Genomic DNA, 18,192 nt, shown 5'->3' with positions numbered 1-18,192 from the left:
TGAGGAGATGGCCTTAGGCCAGCTGCCCGCGAAAGGCAACCGGCCGGCTGGTCACGCTCAAAGGCTGATCTTTGCCGAAGACACGGTGGCGTCGATATGGTCGACAAGCGCATCGGGAAGACCGAGACGCCCGGCAAGCAGGTCGAGATAACCGCGCTCTGCCCGCGAATCCGGATCGATCGTCAGTCGGGAAGCGGTGTAGAGCTCGACACGCTGCTCTTCGGTGACCGCCGCGGCAATCAGTGCATCGAGATCGGTCGGCTGCGAAAGTTCCCGCTCGATGAAAGCCGCCGCTTCGCCGCTGATGTCGGCAGCCTTGATCTTGTCGAAGATCAGCGCCCGCTCCGCATCGTCGATATGGCCATCGGCCTTGGCGGCGGCGAGCATGGCCCGGATCAGTACCAGGACGAACTCGTTGCTTTGGGCGGGTGACACCACGCTGAACCCGGAATCGGACGGCGGCGGCAGAACCGCGGTCGTCGTCGCTCCCGAAGCATCCGCAGGCGTGGCTGCTGCCTGGGCCGGTGCTTGGCCGGCCTGATAGTTCTTGTAGGCCTGGTAGCCGAGGCCGGCGATCGCCGCCAGCCCGCCGATGGCCAGCGCATTTCCGGCGATATTGCGGCCCGTCTTCGTACCGAGGATCGCGGTCGCGAGCGCACCGGCCTTCCACGGATTGTCCTTTGCCATCTGGACTGCGCTTCCGGCCCTGTCGCGGACGCTGCCTCCCACGCCCGGCACCTGCGAACCCAGAAACTGCTCAAGAAGCTTCCTCGCGTCGAACATTCCTCATCGTCTCCCTGTCTTTAAAAGCAAAGGGAAGATAGGAAGCGACGGCGCAAATGCAACTACGGGCGGCAAGCCGCCCGTATTCGGGGAACGGTGAACGGCAAGCCTCAGGCCTTCAGCGCAGCCGCCTCGGCGGCAAGCTTGGTGATGCCTGCCCAATCCCCAGCGGCGACCAATTCCTTCGGCGCGACCCACGAGCCGCCGACGCAGATCACGTTCGGCAGCGACAGGTAGTCGCGGGCGTTCTTCAGCGAGATGCTCCCGGTCGGGCAGAAGAGCGTACCGGCGAGTGGCGAGGAAAGCGCCTTCAGGTAGGCGGCGCCGCCTGCCTGCTCGGCCGGAAAGAACTTGAGGACCTGATAGCCCTCTTCGCGCAGCGCCATCACCTCGCTCGCCGTGGCGGCACCTGGCAGAAGCGGCACAGACGAACCGCGCGCAGCGTCGAGCAATTCCTGCGTCGTGCCGGGGCTGACGATGAACTTGGAGCCTGCAGCAACAGCCGCTTCCCAATGGGCAACGTTGAGAATGGTGCCGGCACCGACCTCGGCGCCTTCGACTTCATCCGCCACGGCGCGAACGGCATCGAGGGCGGCTGGCGTGCGCATGGTGATCTCGATTGCCCGCAGGCCGCCGGCCACCAGCGCGCGCGACAACAGCACGGCCGACTTGACGTCGTCTACGACGAGAACCGGAACGACAGGCTGAAGTTTCAGGATTGAAAGGAGCTTTTCTGTCTTCTCGCCCATGACCATTGTTTCCTTTTAAACGATTGAAATCCGGGTTCGGCATAGCGCCAAGGCTAGACTTTGTCGAGACCGAAGCCATGTTTGGAATGGAATGGGTATCAACGCCGAGAGAATTGCGCTAGCGTGGCGCGATCGTCACAGAAGGTACACCAGACATGGCGAAAGAGATCGAGCGAAAATTTCTGGTACGCAACGATAGCTGGCGCGCCGGAGCCGAAGGAAAGTCCATCCTGCGGCAAGGTTACATCGCGTCGATGGACGATCGCTCCGTGCGCGTGCGTGTGCTCGACGACAAGAAGGCTCGGCTGACGATCAAGATCGGCCGCAGCAGCATCACCCGCGAAGAATTCGAATACGACATCCCGGTTGCTGACGCCGAGCAGCTTCTCGATGATGCGATCGGTGTGGTGATCGAAAAAACGCGCTATCGGGTCCCGCACAAAGGCTTCGTTTGGGAAGTCGATGTGTTCTCGGGCCGGCATGGCGGTCTGGTGATCGCCGAGGTCGAAATGCGGTCCGAAAGCGACAAGCCGGACCTGCCGGCTTGGCTGGGCCGCGAGGTAACCGGCGATTTTCGTTATTCGAACCAGGCGCTAGCAACGGAATTCGAGCGCGACCGGCATGCCCTTCAGCATACGGCCTGACCGCGCCTTCACGGTTCAGTTTCGCAAGGCCGCGCGGCGCCAGCTGCGCCACGCAACAAAGATTCTCGATCAACGGCCAGATGGCCTGGATGACGCCATCCACGAGACCCGCAAGCGGCTGAAGCGCGTCCGCTCGCTCTACCGCCTCGCCTCAAGGGAAATGCCGAAATTCTGTGCGCGGGAAAATGCGCGCCTGCGCGATATTGCAGCATCGCTCTCGACGCTGCGCGACGCCGCGGCACTGGTAGAGACGGCAACCTACCTGCAAGACCGCGCACGCGATGCCGAGGAGGCTGAGGCAATTGGCCGCATCGTCGCCGTGCTCTCCGCGCGGCGCGATCAGATTGCTGCCGCCGACACCGATATCGAAGCAACGGTGCCTGACACGATCCTGGCCTTGAAGGCCGCAATCAACGCTGTGGGCGATATCCATTTCGCCGGCGGCCACCGAAAGCACGCACGGCTGCTTGCGAGGGGCTGGAGCGATACGACCCGCAAGGCGCGCAAGGCGCTTGGTGCGTGCCAGGCAAGAGTATCGGCGGAAGCCTTTCACACGCTTCGCAAGCGAACCCAGGACTACCGAGCCTATCACAAACTGCTCAGCCCGCTCTGGCCGGCCGCCATGGCTGCAAAATACGACGTAGCCAGCCGCCTGATCGACCTGCTCGGCCGCGTCTACGATCTCGAGCTGCTCTGCGACCTGGTGGAAACCGAGCACCACCATTTCGACAATGCCGATGATCTCGCGCATCTCCTCTACGCCATCATCTTCCATCAACAGCAAGACCGGCAAGCCGCACTCGAGGCCGCCGAGGATATTTTCGGCGACGATAGGCAGGACGAAGCAAGCCGCATCGAACTGCTCTGGATCGCCTTCGGCGACTGAGTGCCAGTCGAAACGCGGACGATTGCGCTTGCCCGCTGAAACCTGTATTTCCAGCCGCATGACAGACACTCTGACCCAACCGACGTCTGTGGCGAGCCCATTCCTCGTCGCGGCCCTTTATCATTTCGTCTCCGTTCCGCGGTTCGAGAGCTTGCGTGAGCCGCTGCAGGCTCTATGTGAGAAGAACGGCGTCAAGGGCACGCTTCTGCTCGCCCACGAAGGCATCAACGGCACCATCGGCGGCCCTGACGACGGCATCAGGACGGTGCTCGCCTATCTGCGCGCTCAGCCCGAATTTGCGGGGCTCGAGCACAAGGAAAGCCGCGCATCGAAGATGCCGTTCCTGCGCATGAAGGTGAAGCTCAAGAAAGAGATCGTCACCATGGGCGTCGAGAACATCGATCCCAACAAGGTGGTCGGCACCTATGTCGCGCCGCAGGACTGGAATACGCTGATCTCCGATCCCGATACGATCGTCATCGATACCCGCAACGACTACGAAACGGCGATCGGCACATTCCGTGGCGCGCTCGACCCGAAGACGAAGACGTTCCGCGAGTTTCCAGAATGGGTGCGCCAGAACACCGGCCTGCACAACAAGCCGAAGATCGCGATGTATTGCACCGGCGGCATCCGCTGCGAAAAGGCGACCGCCTTCATGAAGGATCAGGGCTTCGACGAGGTCTACCACCTCAAGGGCGGCATCCTGAAGTACCTCGAGGAGGTGCCACGGCAAGAGAGCCTCTGGGACGGCGCTTGCTTCGTCTTCGACGAGCGGGTGTCGGTGGAGCACGGGCTGAAGGAAGGTGAGCACAAGCTCTGCCATGCCTGCCGCAACCCGATCACCGCTGAAGAAATGACCTCCCCCCACTACGAAGAAGGCGTTTCCTGCAGCCACTGCCACGGCACGCGCAGTGAAGAGGACCGGTTGCGCTATCGACAGCGCCAGCATCAGATTGCGCTCGCCAAGCGGCGCGGGCAAAAGCATATCGGGACTTAGAGCGGCATGGCGGCGCGGTTTTGCCTCTGTTCCCGCGCTGACTTTTCGGATTTCAGGTCGGCCAGACCTCAAATCATCCTGATCTAGGCAGCGTTCGTGCGGCGCCTGTTGGTTTTGCGGGTGCGCGCTTCAAGCAGCCTTTCGGTGATCTGTTCTGCCGGCATCGGCTTGCCGAAGAAATAGCCTTGCAGCGTGTCGCAGCCGAAGAGGCGGACGGTGATCGCTTGCTCTTCGGTTTCGATACCTTCGGCTGTCACCGGGATATCCAGGGAACGCGCCAGCGCGACCGTCGCCTGCAGCATCTCGCGCTGGCTGTCGCTTTCCTGAATCTGCATCACCAGCGAACGGTCGATCTTGATGCGGTCGAAGCCGAACTGGCGCAGATAGCCGATGGACGAGAAGCCCGACCCGAAGTCGTCGAGCGCAATCGTGACACCAAGCGTCTTCAACCGCTCGATCGACTGGCGCGTACGCTGGGGATTCTGGATCATGTATCCTTCGGTTACCTCAAGCGTAACACGCTTTGCCTCGATATCGGTCTGCCGCAGCACGTAGCGGACATAATCGGTGAAGGCGGGGTTGCGGAACTGCCCGGGCGACACGTTGACCGAAATGCGCAGCTCCGGCCATTGCTTGGCCGTTTCGCACGCCTTGCGCAGCACGAAGAGGCCGAGTGCCTCGATCAGCCCGCTCGTTTCGGCAACGGGAATGAAGACCTCCGGCGATACCGGCCCGTGTCCAGGACGGTTCCACCGCACCAGCGCCTCGACGCCCGTCATTTCATGGCTCGCAGCATCGATCAGCGGCTGGTAGGCCAGCGTCAGGTCGCCACCTTCGATCGCCATGCGCAAGTCGAGCTCGAGGGCGTTGCGCTCTTCGCGATCCGCGTCCATGGCTGGATCGTAAAGCGTCATTCGCGCCCGACCTGCCTCCTTAGCCTTGTACATCGCCAGATCGGCGCGGCGCACCAGTTCTTCGCGTCCGACAACGCCACTGGCCGAGACCGCGATCCCGATGCTTGCGCCGATCACCACCACACGGCGGCCGATTTCCAGCGGCTCGGCGAGGAAGTCGAGGATATGTTCGGAGAGCTGCAGCGCCGCCGCCTCGGCGTCTTTCGAGGCAAAGGCGATCGCGAACTCGTCGCCGCCGATGCGCGCCAGCGCCGCGCCATCGGGAATGAGAACCTTGAGGCCCGCTGCCACGGCCCGGATCAGCTGGTCGCCCGTGCCGTGTCCGTAGGCGTCGTTGACCTCCTTGAAACCATCGAGATCGAGATAGAGAACCAGCGCGTTCTGCTGTGACTGTGTCGCGGTTGCGACCAAGGCGTCCACAGCCAGCCGCAGCCCATCCCGGTTCAAAAGCCCGCTCAACCGGTCGCGAAGCGCGTCCTCGCGCGCGTTGACTTCCTCGGCCTTGAGCCTGCGGCCCGTCATCCAGCCGATGATGAGAAGGACGAAGAAGAACAACCCGACCAGGCAGAGGGCTTGCACGACCTTCGGCCGCACCTCGCTGTATCCGATGTCGCCAGGCGCCCGCGGCGTCCAGATAAGCTTGCCAAGGGACTTGCCCTGCGCATCCTCAATGTCAACGGCATAGCCCGCTGGAAAATCGGGCGCGACCTTCCTGAGGCCGGCGATTACATAGGTCGTCCCAAGCTCATCGATCCGATGAGCGTCGAGATGGCGGGCAAATATCAGATACCGATGACGGTCGGCCGGGACGGCAAGAGCCCCTGACTTTTCGCGGACGAGCGCAACGCCGACAACGGCAATACCGGATTTCGTTCCCACGAAGCCGGTTGCCTCCGGGGCGTCTTGCCGACCTGGCGCCTTGGCTCTGTCGAAGAGCGTCCAAAGCGACGGGGCAAAGAAATCATCAAGCGAACCGCCCATCGGCTTGCCGTCACGATAGGCCATGATCGGCTTCCTGTCGTCGCCGATGACGATCGCCATGTCGAAGAGCGAACTGTTGACGGACATTTCCCCGTAGTTCGAGATCGTCCACGGCATGCCGTCCGAGGCGTAGACGTTGGTGGCGGCATCGTCCCAGGCAGCATAATCGTTGAGCGTGGCAGAGAGCTGTGCCGCGAAGGTCTGCAGGGCACCCGACATCGTCTCCCGCGAGCGTTCGTCATCCAGGACATTGGATTTCTGCGCCACGTGATCCAAAGCGTTGAGCACCATCATGGTGACTACGGCCACGACGATGGCGAACGAAAACAGCACGCCCGTCACGGTTGTGTGACGACCCGCACCCAAGACCCTTCCTTTTACGCTGGAAACCGACGCCATGCATTCTCCCCAATCGGGAAATACTGGCCGGCAACACTTCAAAAAACTGTTAAGGCAGCGGTACAACGAGTCATCATTCAGCGTTTTTTTCAATACATATGCATGTTGAAGGAAACGCTTGTGCTTCAATGTGTTGCATAGCAGTCGCCGAGGTCGTCAGCCCTCGGACGGTTCGATCGCATCGCAGAATTTTGCAAGCGCTGCCGTCAAGATACCCCTTTCGGAGCATTCGCGCAGGCAGGCGGCCCGCGCACCGTCGGTCTTGCCGAGCAGAGCCACACGCAAAAATGCAGCCCGGACGAGAGAAAAGGACATGGTCTCAAGCACCTCGGTCAACTGCGCCAGCACAACGTCGCCGCGATGCGAGGCATGGGCGATCATGACGGGCTTGAAAGGAACCTCGTCCCCCGAGACCAACCAGTCCAGCGCGTTCTTGAGCCCGCCCGGCATGCCGTGCGCATATTCCGGGCAGGCGATGATGATACCGTCGGCCGTGCCGACGCTCGCGGCGAACTGGCCGACGACCGCAGGCCTGTGCTCTCCTTCCAGATCAGGATTGAAGATCGGCAGATCGCCGATCAGCTCGCAGATTTCGACGGTTACGCCCTCGGGCGCATGATCCCTGAGGGCCTCGAGCAGCTGGCGATTGGTCGAGACCTTTCGCTGGCTGCCGCAGAGCGCATAGAGAAAGAGAGGTTTCCGATCCATGCGCCCGGTTTAAAGCACGGCGCCGATTCGCGCCATCAGTCGCGCCTCAGGCGGCCTTGTGGTTGCCCTTCGGGAACTGCGCTGCAAGGTCGCCATACCACTTGCCGCTCTTCTTCACCGTGCGCAACTGCGTGTCGTAATCGACGTGAACCAGGCCGAAGCGCATCCTGTAGCCCTCCGCCCATTCGAAATTGTCCATCAGGCTCCAGGCAAAGTAGCCGCGCATCGGATAGCCGTCCTTGATCAGGTCTGCGACAACAGCAAGATGGTCGCCGTAGTAATCGAGACGCGGCTGGTCATCCACCTCGCCGTCGGCAACGTCCATGTTGTAGCAGGCGCCGTTTTCGGTGATGTAGCACTCCGGCAGCTCGTAGCGGCGGTAGAGGTCTTCAACGAGAAGCTTCAGCCCCGGCGCGTAGACTTCCCAGCCGATATCGGTCTTCACGTCGCTGACCGGCGGCGCCTCGACCGTCCAGGGGAAATCGCCGCTCTTGGCCGGATCGTCGGCAACGCGCAACGGCGTATAATAGTTGAGACCCCACCAATCGAGCTTCTGGCTGATGATCTCAAGGTCGCCATCCGCGATAGCAGGCATCCGGTCGCCAAGCGCCTCCACGAACTCCGCGGCATACTCGCCCTTAAACACCGGATCGAAGAAGGCGCCGTTGTGGAACTGGTGCGCCCGCTCGCCGGCGGCCTTGTCGGCAGCACTGTCGGAGCCCGGAATGACCGACATGGCATTGAGCACGAGGCCGACAGGTACGGCAGGCGCTTCCGAACGGATCGCCTCGACACCCAGGCCATGGGCAAGGTTCATGTGGTGCATGGCATGGACGGCTGCCTGCATGTTGCGCTCGCCCGGCGCATGGATGCCGTAGAGGTGGCTGAGCCAGACGATGCACCACGGCTCGTTGAAGGTCGCGACGCTGTCGAGACGGTCGCCGAGGCGCGCCATCACCGTCTTGGCGTAGCGCTGGTAGGCATAGGCCGTCGAGCGGGCCGTCCAGCCGCCCTCACCCATCAGCGTCAGCGGCAGATCCCAGTGGTAAAGTGTCGCGTAGGTCTTGATGCCGCGCGCCTTGCAGCCGTCGACCAGGCGATCGTAGAAATCCAGCCCCCGTTCGTTCACCGGACCGGTGCCGTCGGGGACGATGCGCGGCCAGGCGATCGAGAAGCGGTAGGCTTCGACGCCCATCGACTTGATGAGGTCGAGATCCTGATCGAGGCGATTGTAGTGGTCGCAGGCGACGTCGCCGTTGTGACGGCCATAGACGCGGCCGGGCATGTTGCAGAACGCATCCCAGATGGACGGCTTGCGGCCGTCGGCCTTGCTGGCGCCCTCGATCTGAAAGGCGGCCGTTGCGACGCCAAAGGTAAAGTCGCCCGGAAAGCGGGTGGCAAGGGTCTTCGGATCGATCATCTGGAATCCCGTCTATTCTGGTTTCGCGGCGGTTTAGCCAAGCTGGGGTGGCTTGTACAGATAAAACTGCAACGTTGCAGGAACGTGAAAGCCGCCCGGTTTTCCGATCAGCATCGGTCGCAGGACACCACCGTCAAACGCGAATGGGCGCACTCCCCAGGATTGCGGGAATGCGCCCGTCGTTGCGTTATTCCGGGCGGATTAGCGCACAATCAGACCTTGACCCAGGCGCCGTTCTTCTTCGACGAGGCGACGCAGGCGTCAACGAACGCCACGCCCTTAACGCCGTCGTCGACCGTCGGATAGACCACGGCCTTGTCGACAGCCTTGCCCTTCCTGTGGGCGTTGATGGCATGAGCGGCTTCCGTATAAATCGTCGCGAACGCTTCGAGATACCCTTCCGGGTGACCCGACGGAATGCGCGAGACACGCGCGGCAGCCGGCCCGGATCCGGCGCCGTTGCGGGTGATCAGCCGCTTGGATTCGCCAAATGGTGTGAACCAGAGGTAGTTCGGATCCGCCTGTACCCATTCGAGACCACCCTTGGTGCCATAGACACGGACCTTCAGGCCGTTCTCGTGGCCGGGCGCCACCTGGCTGCACCAGAGCATGCCCTTGGCCGGCTTCTCGCTGCCCTTTGCCTTGAAGCGCAGCATCACGTGAGCGTTGTCGTCGAGACGGCGGCCTTCGACGAAGCTGTCGAGATCGGCGGCAAGGCTGTCGAGTTCGAGGCCGGAAACGAAGGAGGCGAGGTTATAGGCATGTGTGCCGATATCGCCCGTCGAACCGCCCGCGCCCGACTGCGCCGGATCGGTGCGCCAGACGGCCTGCTTGGCACCGCTCTGCTCGACGGCTTCCGTCAGCCAGTCCTGCGGATACTCGGCCTGTACGATGCGGATATCGCCGAGTTCGCCGTTGGCGATCATCTCGCGCGCCTGGCGCACCATCGGGTAGCCCGTGTAGTTGTGCGTCAGAATGAAGAGAGCGCCGCTCTCGTCGGCCACCTTCTTCAGCTTCTTGGCGTCCGCCAGGTTCGACGTCAGCGGCTTGTCGCAGATGACATGGATGCCGCGGCGCAGGAATTCCTTGGCGGCATCGTAGTGCACATGGTTCGGCGTGACGATCGAGACGGCTTCGATGCCGTTCTTAAGCTTGGCTTCGCGGATCGCCATCTCGCGATAGCTGGAATAGGTGCGCGACGGATCAAGCCCGAGATCGCGGCCCGAAGCGATTGCCTTTTCTGGCGTGGACGACAGCGCGCCGGCGATGAGTTCATACTGATCGTCGATGCGGGCTGCGATGCGGTGGACCGCGCCGATGAAGGCGCCGGCGCCGCCGCCGACCATGCCGAGGCGGATGCGCGGCTCGCGCGTCTGTTGCGTTGATGCTTCGATTGCCATTGGTTCCTCCTGAAAAAAGATTCTTGCGCTCGGACGGCGCCACGGATCGCTTCTCCCCTTGGCGGGAAGGTGGCGGCAGCCGATGAGGGGGCGACGCGGCAGATACGATGCCCTTCGCTTGGTCTCAGAGCGTCGCTTCGCTCCTCCCCCTCATCTGTCCTTCGGACATCTTCTCCCCCCGGGGGAGAAGAGAAAAAACGACAGCTTAAAGCCCGAGCATCCGTCGGTTCGCCGCCTGGTCGGTGCCGCTGCCGGCGAAGTCGTCGAACGCCTTCTCGGTGACGCGGATGATGTGCGCCTTGACGAACTCGGCGCCCTCGCGCGCACCGTCCTCCGGATGCTTCAGCGCGCATTCCCATTCGACCACGGCCCAGCCATCGAAATTGTTGGCCGTCATCTTCGAGAACACCGCACCGAAATCGACCTGGCCGTCGCCGAGCGACCGGAAGCGGCCGGCACGCTCTACCCAGCCCTGATAGCCGCCATAGACGCCCTGGCGCCCGGTCGGATTGAACTCGGCATCCTTGACGTGGAACATCTTGATCCGGTCCTTGTAGATGTCGATGTTGTCGAGATAGTCGAGGCACTGCAGCACGTAATGCGACGGATCGTAGAGCATGTTGGCGCGCGGATGGTTGCCGACGCGCTCCAGGAACATCTCGAAGGTGATGCCGTCATGCAGGTCTTCGCCCGGATGGATCTCGTAGCAGACGTCGACGCCGTTTGCGTCGGCGTGATCGAGGATCGGCTTCCAGCGGCGGGCAAGCTCGTCGAAGGCCGTCTCGACGAGACCGGCCGGGCGTTGCGGCCACGGATAGATGAACGGCCAGGCAAGCGCGCCCGAGAAGGTCGCATGCGCCTTGATGCCGAGGTGCTTGGAGGCTGTCAGCGCCATCTTCACCTGCTCGACCGCCCATTCCTGGCGCGCCTTCGGATTGCCGCGCACTTCGGATGCGGCAAAGCCGTCGAAGGCTTCGTCATAGGCCGGATGCACGGCAACCAGCTGGCCCTGCAGATGGGTCGAAAGCTCGGTGATCTCGACGCCGTTGTCGCGCGCCTTGCCGGCGAACTCGTCGCAATAGTCCTTGGAAGACGCGGCCTTCTTGAGATCGATCAGCTGGCTCGCCCAGGTGGGAACCTGCACGCCCTTGTAGCCGATGTCGGCGGCCCACTTGGTGATCGAATCCCAGGAGTTGAAAGGTGCGGCATCGCCCGCAAACTGCCCGAGGAACAAGCCTGGGCCTTTGATCGTCTTCATGTCAGATTCCTCCCTGAACAATGACCGTAAACGTTTCTGGTAGAGTTCTACCACTTAGTTTCCCGTCCGCAAGCCGATTCCAGCCGCAGGACAAATTTGCCCGATGGGCGAAAATAGAAGGGCCGGACTTAATCACGGCATGCCCTCGCCCGCAAGACGTACGTACCGCATATCTTGTCTCCGCCGCCGGTCCGCGGCAAGCCGCCGTATCCATGCTCGAAACAGTATTCAGTCCGTTTGATGGAACTTGCCGTCGTCCCGTGATAGTCTCTGCAGACCAGGAGGTTGGCGGATGACGCGACGACTGGCAGCAATCTTGGATGCCGATGTTGTCGGCTTCTCCAGGCTGATGGGCCTCGATGAAGCGGGGACTTTCGCGACTTTGAAGGCCCACAACTCCGAGCTCATCGTGCCCGCGATCACGCGGCACAACGGACATGTCGTGAAATTCATCGGCGACGGGACGCTTGCGGAGTTCGCCAGCGTTGTCGATGCGCTGAGTTGCGCTATCGAGATCCAGAATGCAATCGTCCTGCGCAACGAGGACGTCGCCGCGGAACGCCGGATGATTTGGCGCATAGGCGTTCACCTCGACGACATCCTGGCCGAAGACGACGACATCTACGGTGACGGCGTCAACGTCGCCGCACGGTTGCAGGGCCTGGCGCCGCCGGGCGGGATTTGTGTCTCGCAACAGGTTTGCGATCAGATCGGTTCGAAACTGGACTTCAAGGCCACCGACTTCGGCAACCGCAGGCTCAAAAACATCGATCATCTGGTGCGTGTCTGGCGGTGGTCGCCGGCGGGACAGGACGAGACCCTCCCCGAGGCGCCATCCTCCGCCCCATTGCCGATTCAAAAGCGCCCCTCGATTGCGGTCCTGCCGTTTGCCAACATGTCGAGCGTGGAAGGGCAGGAGCACTTTTCGGACGGCTTTACCGACGAGCTGATCGCAACGCTTGCGCGCTGCCGCTGGCTGCTCGTGGCGGCGCGCAATTCGTCCTTCAGCTATAAGGGACGTGCGGTCGATGCACGCCGGGTCGCCGAAGAGCTCGGCGTGAAATACGTGCTGGAAGGCAGCGTCAGGCGGTCGAACACCAAGATCCGCATCACGGCGCAGCTGCTCAGCGGCAGCGACGGCACGCTGCTCTGGGCGGAGCGCTACGACCGCACGCTGGCTGACATTTTCGACGTCCAGGACGAGATCGCTTCCGAGATTACCGGGACGATCGAGCCGGAACTCGGCACCATCGAATTCGCTGCCCTTCGCGGACGTTCGGCTGTCGATATGACCGCGTGGGAGATCTACCTCAAGGGCCTCTGGCATCTCTATAAATTCACCCTCGACGATCTCAACACATCCAGGGAGCTGTTCGAGCAGGCAATCCGCATCGATCCGACGTTTGCGCAGGCTCAGGCGCGGCTTGCCTATGTGCATATCCAGCTCGGCTGGTATGGCTCCATCGACGAGCGCGCCGGTCGCATATGCGAGGCGATCGATCTGGCCGAGCGTGCAATCGCGCTCGACCAGAAGGAGCCTGCAGCACATCTGGCGCTTGGCCGGGCGCTCGCGCTTGACGGTGCGACCGCGGCCGGGATCGCTCATCTTCGCAATGCGATAGAATTGGACCACAGTTTCGCCCAGGCGCATTTCGCGCTCGGCCAGGCTCTGTGCTATATCCAGCGCCCCGAGGAGGGAATGCCGGAAATCAAGGAGGCCTTTCGCCTCAGTCCCCGTGATCCGCATTTATGGACTTTCTACAACATGCTTGCGATTGCCCACTACCAGATGGGCAACATGGAGGAGGCTGCCGAGGCCGCGCGCGCATCGCTGCGTTCCCCGAACGTAACCTTCTGGCCGGCGATGATTCTGGTGGCAATTCTTGGACGGCAGGGCAAGGTCGACGAGGCAAGGGAGGCGATCAGGACGCTTCATCGTTTCCGCCCGGGAATGAATTTAGTCGCCGCCCGACGTGAGTTCTATTTCGGCGCCAATGCCACCATGACGGAGGCTTTCGTCGATCAGTTCACCGCCGACCTTCAAAGCGCCGGTCTACCGCAATAGTCATCGGCAAAGGCGCCCACCCCTTCGGATGAGCGCCTCCACATTTTGCAACGATCAGAACGGAGAATCCGGGAAGTAGAAGTCCTTCGCGTTATCCTTCGTCACCAGCGTCGCGTCGAGGATGTAGGTACCGCGGACCGGAACCTGATCGTAGAGCGAAGCGGCAGTCAGTTCCATTGCCGTGCCAACCATCGCCGGCGGATAGAGAACGTCGACCGGGATCAGCTTGTCGCCATCCATGACCTTCTTGACCATGTCCTTGGAGCCGGCGCCGGCAACGACATACTGGATGTCGGTACGCTTTGCCTGCTCGATCGCCTGCAGTACGCCGACAGCCATGTCGTCGTCCTGGCACCAGACCACATCGATCTTCGGATATTTGGTCAGGTAGTCCTGCATCACCTTGAAGGCATCGTCGCGGTTCCAGTTGCCGAACTGGCGGTCGAGAACCTTGACGTTGGAGCCGGCGATACCCTTGTCGAAACCGTCCTGGCGCTGCTGATCGATCGGGATCGGCAGACCGCGGATGACGACGACCTGTGCGTCAGGGGTGGTATCCCTGATGTACTTGCCGGCGACTTCGCCGAGCGCAGGGTTGTTGCCGGCGACGTAGATATCCCGGACGCTATCATCGTTTGCACTCGGCGCACGGTCGACCAGGGCGACGAAGGTACCCTTGCTCTTCACTTCCTTGATGGCGTTGACCAGCGGATCGGGATCCGACGGCAGGATGACGAGTGCATCCATGCCCTGCGTTGCAAGATCCTGCACCGCATTTGCCTGGCTGGCCGCATCAGGCGACGTCTTGACGATGACGTTCAGGCCCGGATGCTCGGCCATCAAAAGCTTGGCAACACGCTCGGCATGGAACACCACGCCCGAGGTCCAGCCGTGGTCGGCCGCCGGAATGGAAACGCCGATCGTCACTTTCTTGTCCTGGGCATGGGCGACGCCGGCAAGCAAAGCCGCCGCAACCGCCAAACCAAACATTGTCTTACGCATGTCTATTCTCCTCCCAACGAACTTCGGGGCTTGCAGACTTCCGACCGGGCGCCCCGTTGACCCAATCAATTCCTTATCTGCGTGCCAGCGACCGCTGCACGAGCATGGCGATGATGATGATGGACCCCTGGATGGCGCCGATCAGGTACTCGCTGATGAAATTCGACAGCAGCATGATGTTGCCCACGAGCTCCAGGATGAAGGCGCCGCAGATCGTGCCCCATACCCGGCCGGCACCACCCTTGAGCGCCGTTCCGCCGACGACGACGGCCGTGATGGCTTGCAGTTCCCACAGGATGCCTGTTGTCGCCGAAGTCGACCCGAGACGCGGCACGTAGAGCAGGACGGCAATGGCGACGCAGAGCCCCTGGATGACGAAGGCGATGGTGCGCACGCGGTTGACGGCAATGCCGGAATAACGCGCGACATCGCTGTTCGAGCCAACCGCCACGACATGCCGGCCATAGCGGGTGCGGTAGAGGATGAAGGCCGCAACGGCGGTGACGGCGAGGATCACAACGATCGGCACGGGAATGCCGGCGATGGAGCCGAAATAGACCGGCCGGTAGAGCGCCTGCTGTTCGGCAGAGCGCAGCGTGATCGCGCCGCCCTGCGACAGCCAGGTCGTCAGGCCGCGGTAGATACCCATGGTGCCAAGCGTCGCGATAAACGGCTCAATCTTGCCGAGTGTCGTGATCAGGCCGTTGGCGAGACCGCAAAGAGCGCCGGCAACGACCGTGAAGACTACAGCGACGACGAGCATCAGCACAGGATTGGCAATGATCCCGGAATTCATCAGCAGGATCATCAGGCTGGCGACGAAGGCCACCATCGACCCGACCGAAAGGTCAAGGTCGCCGGACGAGATCACGAAGGTTGCGCCGACCGCGATGATGGCGATGAATGCGCTGCGGGTAGCGACGTTGGCAAGGTTGGTGATGCCGATGAAATTCGGGTTCACCAACGCGCCGACGACGAGCAGCAGCGCGAGTGCTGCAAAGGGCGCGACCGCCCTGAGGTCGATATCCCGCCAGGAGCGCCGTCTGATCTCCCGGGTCTCCTCGTTTACACTCATCTCCAAAACCAACCTCCCGTCTCATCCCTGCTGGGCATTTTGTCTGTTGGCTGCTTGAACGGCAGCTGTTGTTATTGAGCGTCCTGCGTCAGGCGGCCTTCTTCTTCAAGCCCGCCGCGTAGCGCATGATCTCCTGCTCGGAGATCTCGTCGCCCTCGAGCACGCCAACGATACGCCCCTCGCGCATGACGGCCACCCTCGTACAAAGGCCTATGACCTCCGGCATTTCGGATGAGACGACGATGATCGACCGGCCGTCGCGCGCCAGCGCCGAAATGAAATGATAGATCTGCTGCTTGGTGCCGACATCGATGCCGCGTGTCGGCTCGTCGATGATGATGATGTCGGGCTCGGTCTCCATGACCTTGGCAAGAAGCAGCTTCTGCTGGTTGCCGCCCGACATGCGGCCGGCCACGATATTGCTGTCGCGGACGCGGATATCGAAGCGACGCGTTGCCTTCGCCAAGGCAGCCGCTTCGCTCCTGGGGTTCAGGTATCCGTGATACGCATGCTGCCCCAGCGACTGTAGCGTCAGATTTGCCATTATGCCCGAGCCGAGCAGAAGACCTTTCGACTTGCGGTCCTTGGTCATGTAGGCGAGCCCGCTGCGGTTGGCCGCATGCACATCACCGGCGGGGATCGATTCATTCCTGATGGTCACCTCCCCGGATGTACGCGCCCGCAATCCCGCAATCGCCTCCATCAGCTCGGTACGGCCGGATCCGATCATGCCGGAGAAACCGATGATCTCGCCCTTGCGAAGCTCGAAACTGGCGTCCTGCACGTAGCCCGTCGAAATGCCATCGACACGGAGCACGACCTCCTCGTCGACGTCGGGCTCGACCTTGGTCGGATAAAGGCTGGAGAGCTCGCGACCCACCATCAGCTGCGCGATCGATTCGCCGTCGAGGATCGCCGTCGGCGACGTCTTGACCCACTGCCCGTCCCTCAGCACCGTGATCCGGTCGGTCAGCTCCATGACCTCGTCCAGCTTGTGCGACACAAAGACGAAGCTTGTGCCCTTGTCGCGAAGCTTGCGGACCTGCTTGAAGAGGAAATTGGTTTCCTCGCGTGACAGCACCGCCGTCGGCTCGTCCATGAAGACGACGCGCGCGTCGCGGCTGATCGCCTTGGCGATTTCGACCATCTGCTTGTCGGCAATGGAAAGCGTGCTGATGAACGCGTTCTCGTCGACATGCGACCCGAGCAGATCGAGCGCCTTGCGGGTTTCCGCGCGCATATACTTGCGGTCCAGCACGCCGAAACGGGTGACCTCGCGGCCGAGAAACAGGCTCTCGGTAACGGTCAGATGTTCGGCGAGATTGAATTCCTGGTGGATGATGACGATGCCCTGCGCCTCGGCTGCACCGTTCGGCGGCAAAGTCACCGGCTTGCCGTCAAGCAGGATCTCGCCGGAGGTCGGCTGCTCGAAGCCGGACATGACCTTGACGAGCGTCGATTTGCCGGCACCATTCTCCCCCATCAGCGCATGGATTTCACCGGCGCGAAGATCGAAGTTGACGCTGAAGAGGACCTGCACCCCATTGAAGGATTTGCATATACGCCTGGCGGACAACACCACGGGCGCCGCCTCGGCAGTCTCCACACTCATGATTTCCTCCCTGCGGGCTCCCGGCCGCTTTAACCCGTATGTAAACCTTTACATTCGCGATGTAAAGGTTTACATCGTGGCTTTACACAGATCTGTCGCCGTCAGCCTTTGACGTATCGCTCAGTCTGTGTAGTGTCGCCGCGAATGCAGCCCCAAGGCAGAACGCAGTGTCGAATTCCGCACCCGCCACAATCGAAGACGTCGCCAGAATCGCCGAGGTCTCCATCGCGACGGTCTCGCGGGCGATCCACACGCCGGAGAAGGTCGCCAATTCTACGCGGCTCAAGGTGAACCAGGCAATCGCCATCACGGGATACACGACCAACGCCATGGCGCGCAGCCTGAGGCTCGGTCGATCCAACATGATTCTGGTCGTGGCGCCCGACATCGGCGACCCCAATTTCTCCAACATTCTGGTCGGCCTGGAAAATGAGGCGCGTGCCCATGGCTACGGCGTCCTGATCGGCCACACGCAGAACGACGCCCAGCGCGGTCTGGAATATCTGAAGTTCCTCAATTCCAATCAGGCCGCCGGGTTGATCCTGTTCACCGGCATCCTGCCGTTCGGCCATCAGACGATGACAGCCAGGCTGCCGCCGAGCGTCGGCGTCTTCGAGCCCGTCTTCAACGGTGGCATTCCCTATGTCGGCGTCGACGACACCGAGGGCGCTCGAAAGGCCGTGGACCTGCTGCTCGCCGAAGGCCACCGCAAGATCGCCTTTATCGGCGATTCGCGCACGAGGCTTGCCTACAGCAGGCGGCGCCAGGGCTATGACGAAGGTCTGGATGCTGCCGGTGTCCCCCCGGAGCTGCGCATCGTGCTCGAAGGCGACGGCACGCTCGAGAGCGGACGCCACGCCGTGGAACAGCTTTTCATGCGCGACACCCTGCCGACGGCCTTCATGTGCGTCAACGACCAGACGGCAATCGGTGTGATGATCGGGCTCAACGCCCGCGGCTACGACATTCCGCGCGATTTCTCGGTGACCGGCTTCGACGACGTGCCGCAGGCCGTCTTCATATCTCCCCCGCTGACAACAATCCGCCAGCCGCGAACGGCAATCGGCAAGCAGGCCATGGCGCTTCTGCTGGAGCTTTTGTCGGACGGCCAGCCCGCCGAAACGGAAATCCTGCTGCGGCCCGACCTGGTCGTCCGAAACTCGGTGTCCGCGCCCTCGCGCCGGTGGACGAAGCGCTGAGGCTTGGGCCCGGCGCGGACGCGATTTTCGACCAATCAGAACTTGGTTCAGACCGGAAGGAGCCGGGAAGCTCTCGCTCCCCGGCTCTCCCTGTGAC

General features: G+C 62.1%; 15 protein-coding genes. 5 read left to right on the top strand and 10 right to left on the bottom strand.

Annotation, left to right across the window (positions count from 1 at the left end):
* Positions 1-57: 57 nt before the first annotated feature.
* The gene (locus tag AC1DMK_RS17770; protein WP_477860744.1) at positions 58-783 is read right to left on the bottom strand and encodes a tellurite resistance TerB family protein; all 726 of its coding nucleotides are present in this window, start codon (positions 781-783) and stop codon (positions 58-60) included.
* 110 nt (positions 784-893) lie between these two features.
* On the bottom strand, positions 894-1,532 hold the full coding sequence (locus AC1DMK_RS17765) for a 2-dehydro-3-deoxy-phosphogluconate aldolase (RefSeq protein ID WP_477860743.1): 639 nt from the start codon (positions 1,530-1,532) through the stop codon (positions 894-896).
* Between the two features lie 155 nt (positions 1,533-1,687).
* Between AC1DMK_RS17765 and AC1DMK_RS17760 the strand changes: the two genes are divergently transcribed.
* From AC1DMK_RS17760 to trhO, 3 genes are read left to right on the top strand one after another with little or no spacing between them, the layout of a single operon-like run.
* Positions 1,688-2,176 (top strand): CYTH domain-containing protein, encoded by a 489-nt coding sequence (locus AC1DMK_RS17760; RefSeq protein WP_037069705.1) that lies wholly within the window; start codon positions 1,688-1,690, stop codon positions 2,174-2,176.
* Positions 2,154-3,062 carry a CHAD domain-containing protein gene (locus tag AC1DMK_RS17755; RefSeq protein ID WP_477860741.1) on the top strand — a complete coding sequence of 303 codons (909 nt, stop codon included), beginning with the start codon at positions 2,154-2,156 and terminating at the stop codon, positions 3,060-3,062. Before AC1DMK_RS17760 ends, AC1DMK_RS17755 begins: the two co-directional genes overlap by 23 nt.
* Before the next feature lie 58 nt (positions 3,063-3,120).
* Positions 3,121-4,062 (top strand): oxygen-dependent tRNA uridine(34) hydroxylase TrhO, encoded by a 942-nt coding sequence (gene trhO / locus AC1DMK_RS17750; RefSeq protein ID WP_037069711.1) that lies wholly within the window; start codon positions 3,121-3,123, stop codon positions 4,060-4,062.
* Between the two features lie 83 nt (positions 4,063-4,145).
* Here trhO and AC1DMK_RS17745 read toward each other — a convergent pair whose 3' ends face one another.
* The 5 genes from AC1DMK_RS17745 to AC1DMK_RS17725 form a co-directional block, all read right to left on the bottom strand.
* On the bottom strand, positions 4,146-6,356 hold the full coding sequence (locus AC1DMK_RS17745; protein WP_037069714.1) for an EAL domain-containing protein: 2,211 nt from the start codon (positions 6,354-6,356) through the stop codon (positions 4,146-4,148).
* A gap of 156 nt (positions 6,357-6,512) precedes the next feature.
* Complete coding sequence (locus AC1DMK_RS17740) at positions 6,513-7,064, bottom strand: NADPH-dependent FMN reductase (RefSeq protein ID WP_477860738.1); 552 nt, start codon at positions 7,062-7,064, stop codon at positions 6,513-6,515.
* 46 nt (positions 7,065-7,110) lie between these two features.
* Entirely contained in the window at positions 7,111-8,484 is a 1,374-nt protein-coding gene (locus AC1DMK_RS17735; RefSeq protein ID WP_477860736.1) for a GH1 family beta-glucosidase, read from the bottom strand.
* 212 nt (positions 8,485-8,696) lie between these two features.
* The gene (locus AC1DMK_RS17730; protein WP_037069721.1) at positions 8,697-9,884 is read right to left on the bottom strand and encodes a Gfo/Idh/MocA family protein; all 1,188 of its coding nucleotides are present in this window, start codon (positions 9,882-9,884) and stop codon (positions 8,697-8,699) included.
* Between the two features lie 205 nt (positions 9,885-10,089).
* Positions 10,090-11,142: a sugar phosphate isomerase/epimerase family protein gene (locus AC1DMK_RS17725; protein WP_477860734.1), complete on the bottom strand. Its 1,053-nt coding sequence runs from the start codon at positions 11,140-11,142 to the stop codon at positions 10,090-10,092.
* A 292-nt stretch (positions 11,143-11,434) separates the two neighbouring features.
* On the opposite strand from AC1DMK_RS17725, the gene AC1DMK_RS17720 reads away from it, so the two are divergent.
* Positions 11,435-13,207 (top strand): adenylate/guanylate cyclase domain-containing protein, encoded by a 1,773-nt coding sequence (locus AC1DMK_RS17720; protein WP_477860732.1) that lies wholly within the window; start codon positions 11,435-11,437, stop codon positions 13,205-13,207.
* Between the two features lie 54 nt (positions 13,208-13,261).
* Here AC1DMK_RS17720 and AC1DMK_RS17715 read toward each other — a convergent pair whose 3' ends face one another.
* From AC1DMK_RS17715 to AC1DMK_RS17705, 3 genes are all read right to left on the bottom strand, one after another.
* Positions 13,262-14,209, bottom strand: a complete 948-nt coding sequence (locus tag AC1DMK_RS17715) for a substrate-binding domain-containing protein (protein ID WP_037069726.1) — start codon at positions 14,207-14,209, stop codon at positions 13,262-13,264.
* Between the two features lie 73 nt (positions 14,210-14,282).
* Positions 14,283-15,284, bottom strand: a complete 1,002-nt coding sequence (locus AC1DMK_RS17710) for an ABC transporter permease (protein WP_037069728.1) — start codon at positions 15,282-15,284, stop codon at positions 14,283-14,285.
* A gap of 88 nt (positions 15,285-15,372) precedes the next feature.
* On the bottom strand, positions 15,373-16,896 hold the full coding sequence (locus tag AC1DMK_RS17705; RefSeq protein ID WP_037069730.1) for a sugar ABC transporter ATP-binding protein: 1,524 nt from the start codon (positions 16,894-16,896) through the stop codon (positions 15,373-15,375).
* A 167-nt stretch (positions 16,897-17,063) separates the two neighbouring features.
* Here AC1DMK_RS17705 and AC1DMK_RS17700 point away from each other — a divergent pair, with 167 nt between their 5' ends.
* On the top strand, positions 17,064-18,095 hold the full coding sequence (locus AC1DMK_RS17700) for a LacI family DNA-binding transcriptional regulator (RefSeq protein ID WP_477860729.1): 1,032 nt from the start codon (positions 17,064-17,066) through the stop codon (positions 18,093-18,095).
* Positions 18,096-18,192 lie beyond the last annotated feature (97 nt).

The organism is Rhizobium sp. 05L419 (genome assembly GCF_056397845.1).
This window is presented reverse-complemented; position numbering and strand designations above follow the sequence as displayed.

What these genes read in the sequence shown, in the direction of transcription:
- AC1DMK_RS17770 (WP_477860744.1), bottom strand. Translation starts at nt 783, where the DNA reads ATGTTCGACGCGAGGAAGCTTCTTGAGCAGTTTCTGGGTTCGCAGGTG.
- AC1DMK_RS17765 (WP_477860743.1), bottom strand. Translation starts at nt 1,532, where the DNA reads ATGGGCGAGAAGACAGAAAAGCTCCTTTCAATCCTGAAACTTCAGCCT.
- AC1DMK_RS17760 (WP_037069705.1), top strand. Translation starts at nt 1,688, where the DNA reads ATGGCGAAAGAGATCGAGCGAAAATTTCTGGTACGCAACGATAGCTGG.
- AC1DMK_RS17755 (WP_477860741.1), top strand. Translation starts at nt 2,154, where the DNA reads ATGCCCTTCAGCATACGGCCTGACCGCGCCTTCACGGTTCAGTTTCGC.
- trhO (WP_037069711.1), top strand. Translation starts at nt 3,121, where the DNA reads ATGACAGACACTCTGACCCAACCGACGTCTGTGGCGAGCCCATTCCTC.
- AC1DMK_RS17745 (WP_037069714.1), bottom strand. Translation starts at nt 6,356, where the DNA reads ATGGCGTCGGTTTCCAGCGTAAAAGGAAGGGTCTTGGGTGCGGGTCGT.
- AC1DMK_RS17740 (WP_477860738.1), bottom strand. Translation starts at nt 7,064, where the DNA reads ATGGATCGGAAACCTCTCTTTCTCTATGCGCTCTGCGGCAGCCAGCGA.
- AC1DMK_RS17735 (WP_477860736.1), bottom strand. Translation starts at nt 8,484, where the DNA reads ATGATCGATCCGAAGACCCTTGCCACCCGCTTTCCGGGCGACTTTACC.
- AC1DMK_RS17730 (WP_037069721.1), bottom strand. Translation starts at nt 9,884, where the DNA reads ATGGCAATCGAAGCATCAACGCAACAGACGCGCGAGCCGCGCATCCGC.
- AC1DMK_RS17725 (WP_477860734.1), bottom strand. Translation starts at nt 11,142, where the DNA reads ATGAAGACGATCAAAGGCCCAGGCTTGTTCCTCGGGCAGTTTGCGGGC.
- AC1DMK_RS17720 (WP_477860732.1), top strand. Translation starts at nt 11,435, where the DNA reads ATGACGCGACGACTGGCAGCAATCTTGGATGCCGATGTTGTCGGCTTC.
- AC1DMK_RS17715 (WP_037069726.1), bottom strand. Translation starts at nt 14,209, where the DNA reads ATGCGTAAGACAATGTTTGGTTTGGCGGTTGCGGCGGCTTTGCTTGCC.
- AC1DMK_RS17710 (WP_037069728.1), bottom strand. Translation starts at nt 15,284, where the DNA reads ATGAGTGTAAACGAGGAGACCCGGGAGATCAGACGGCGCTCCTGGCGG.
- AC1DMK_RS17705 (WP_037069730.1), bottom strand. Translation starts at nt 16,896, where the DNA reads ATGAGTGTGGAGACTGCCGAGGCGGCGCCCGTGGTGTTGTCCGCCAGG.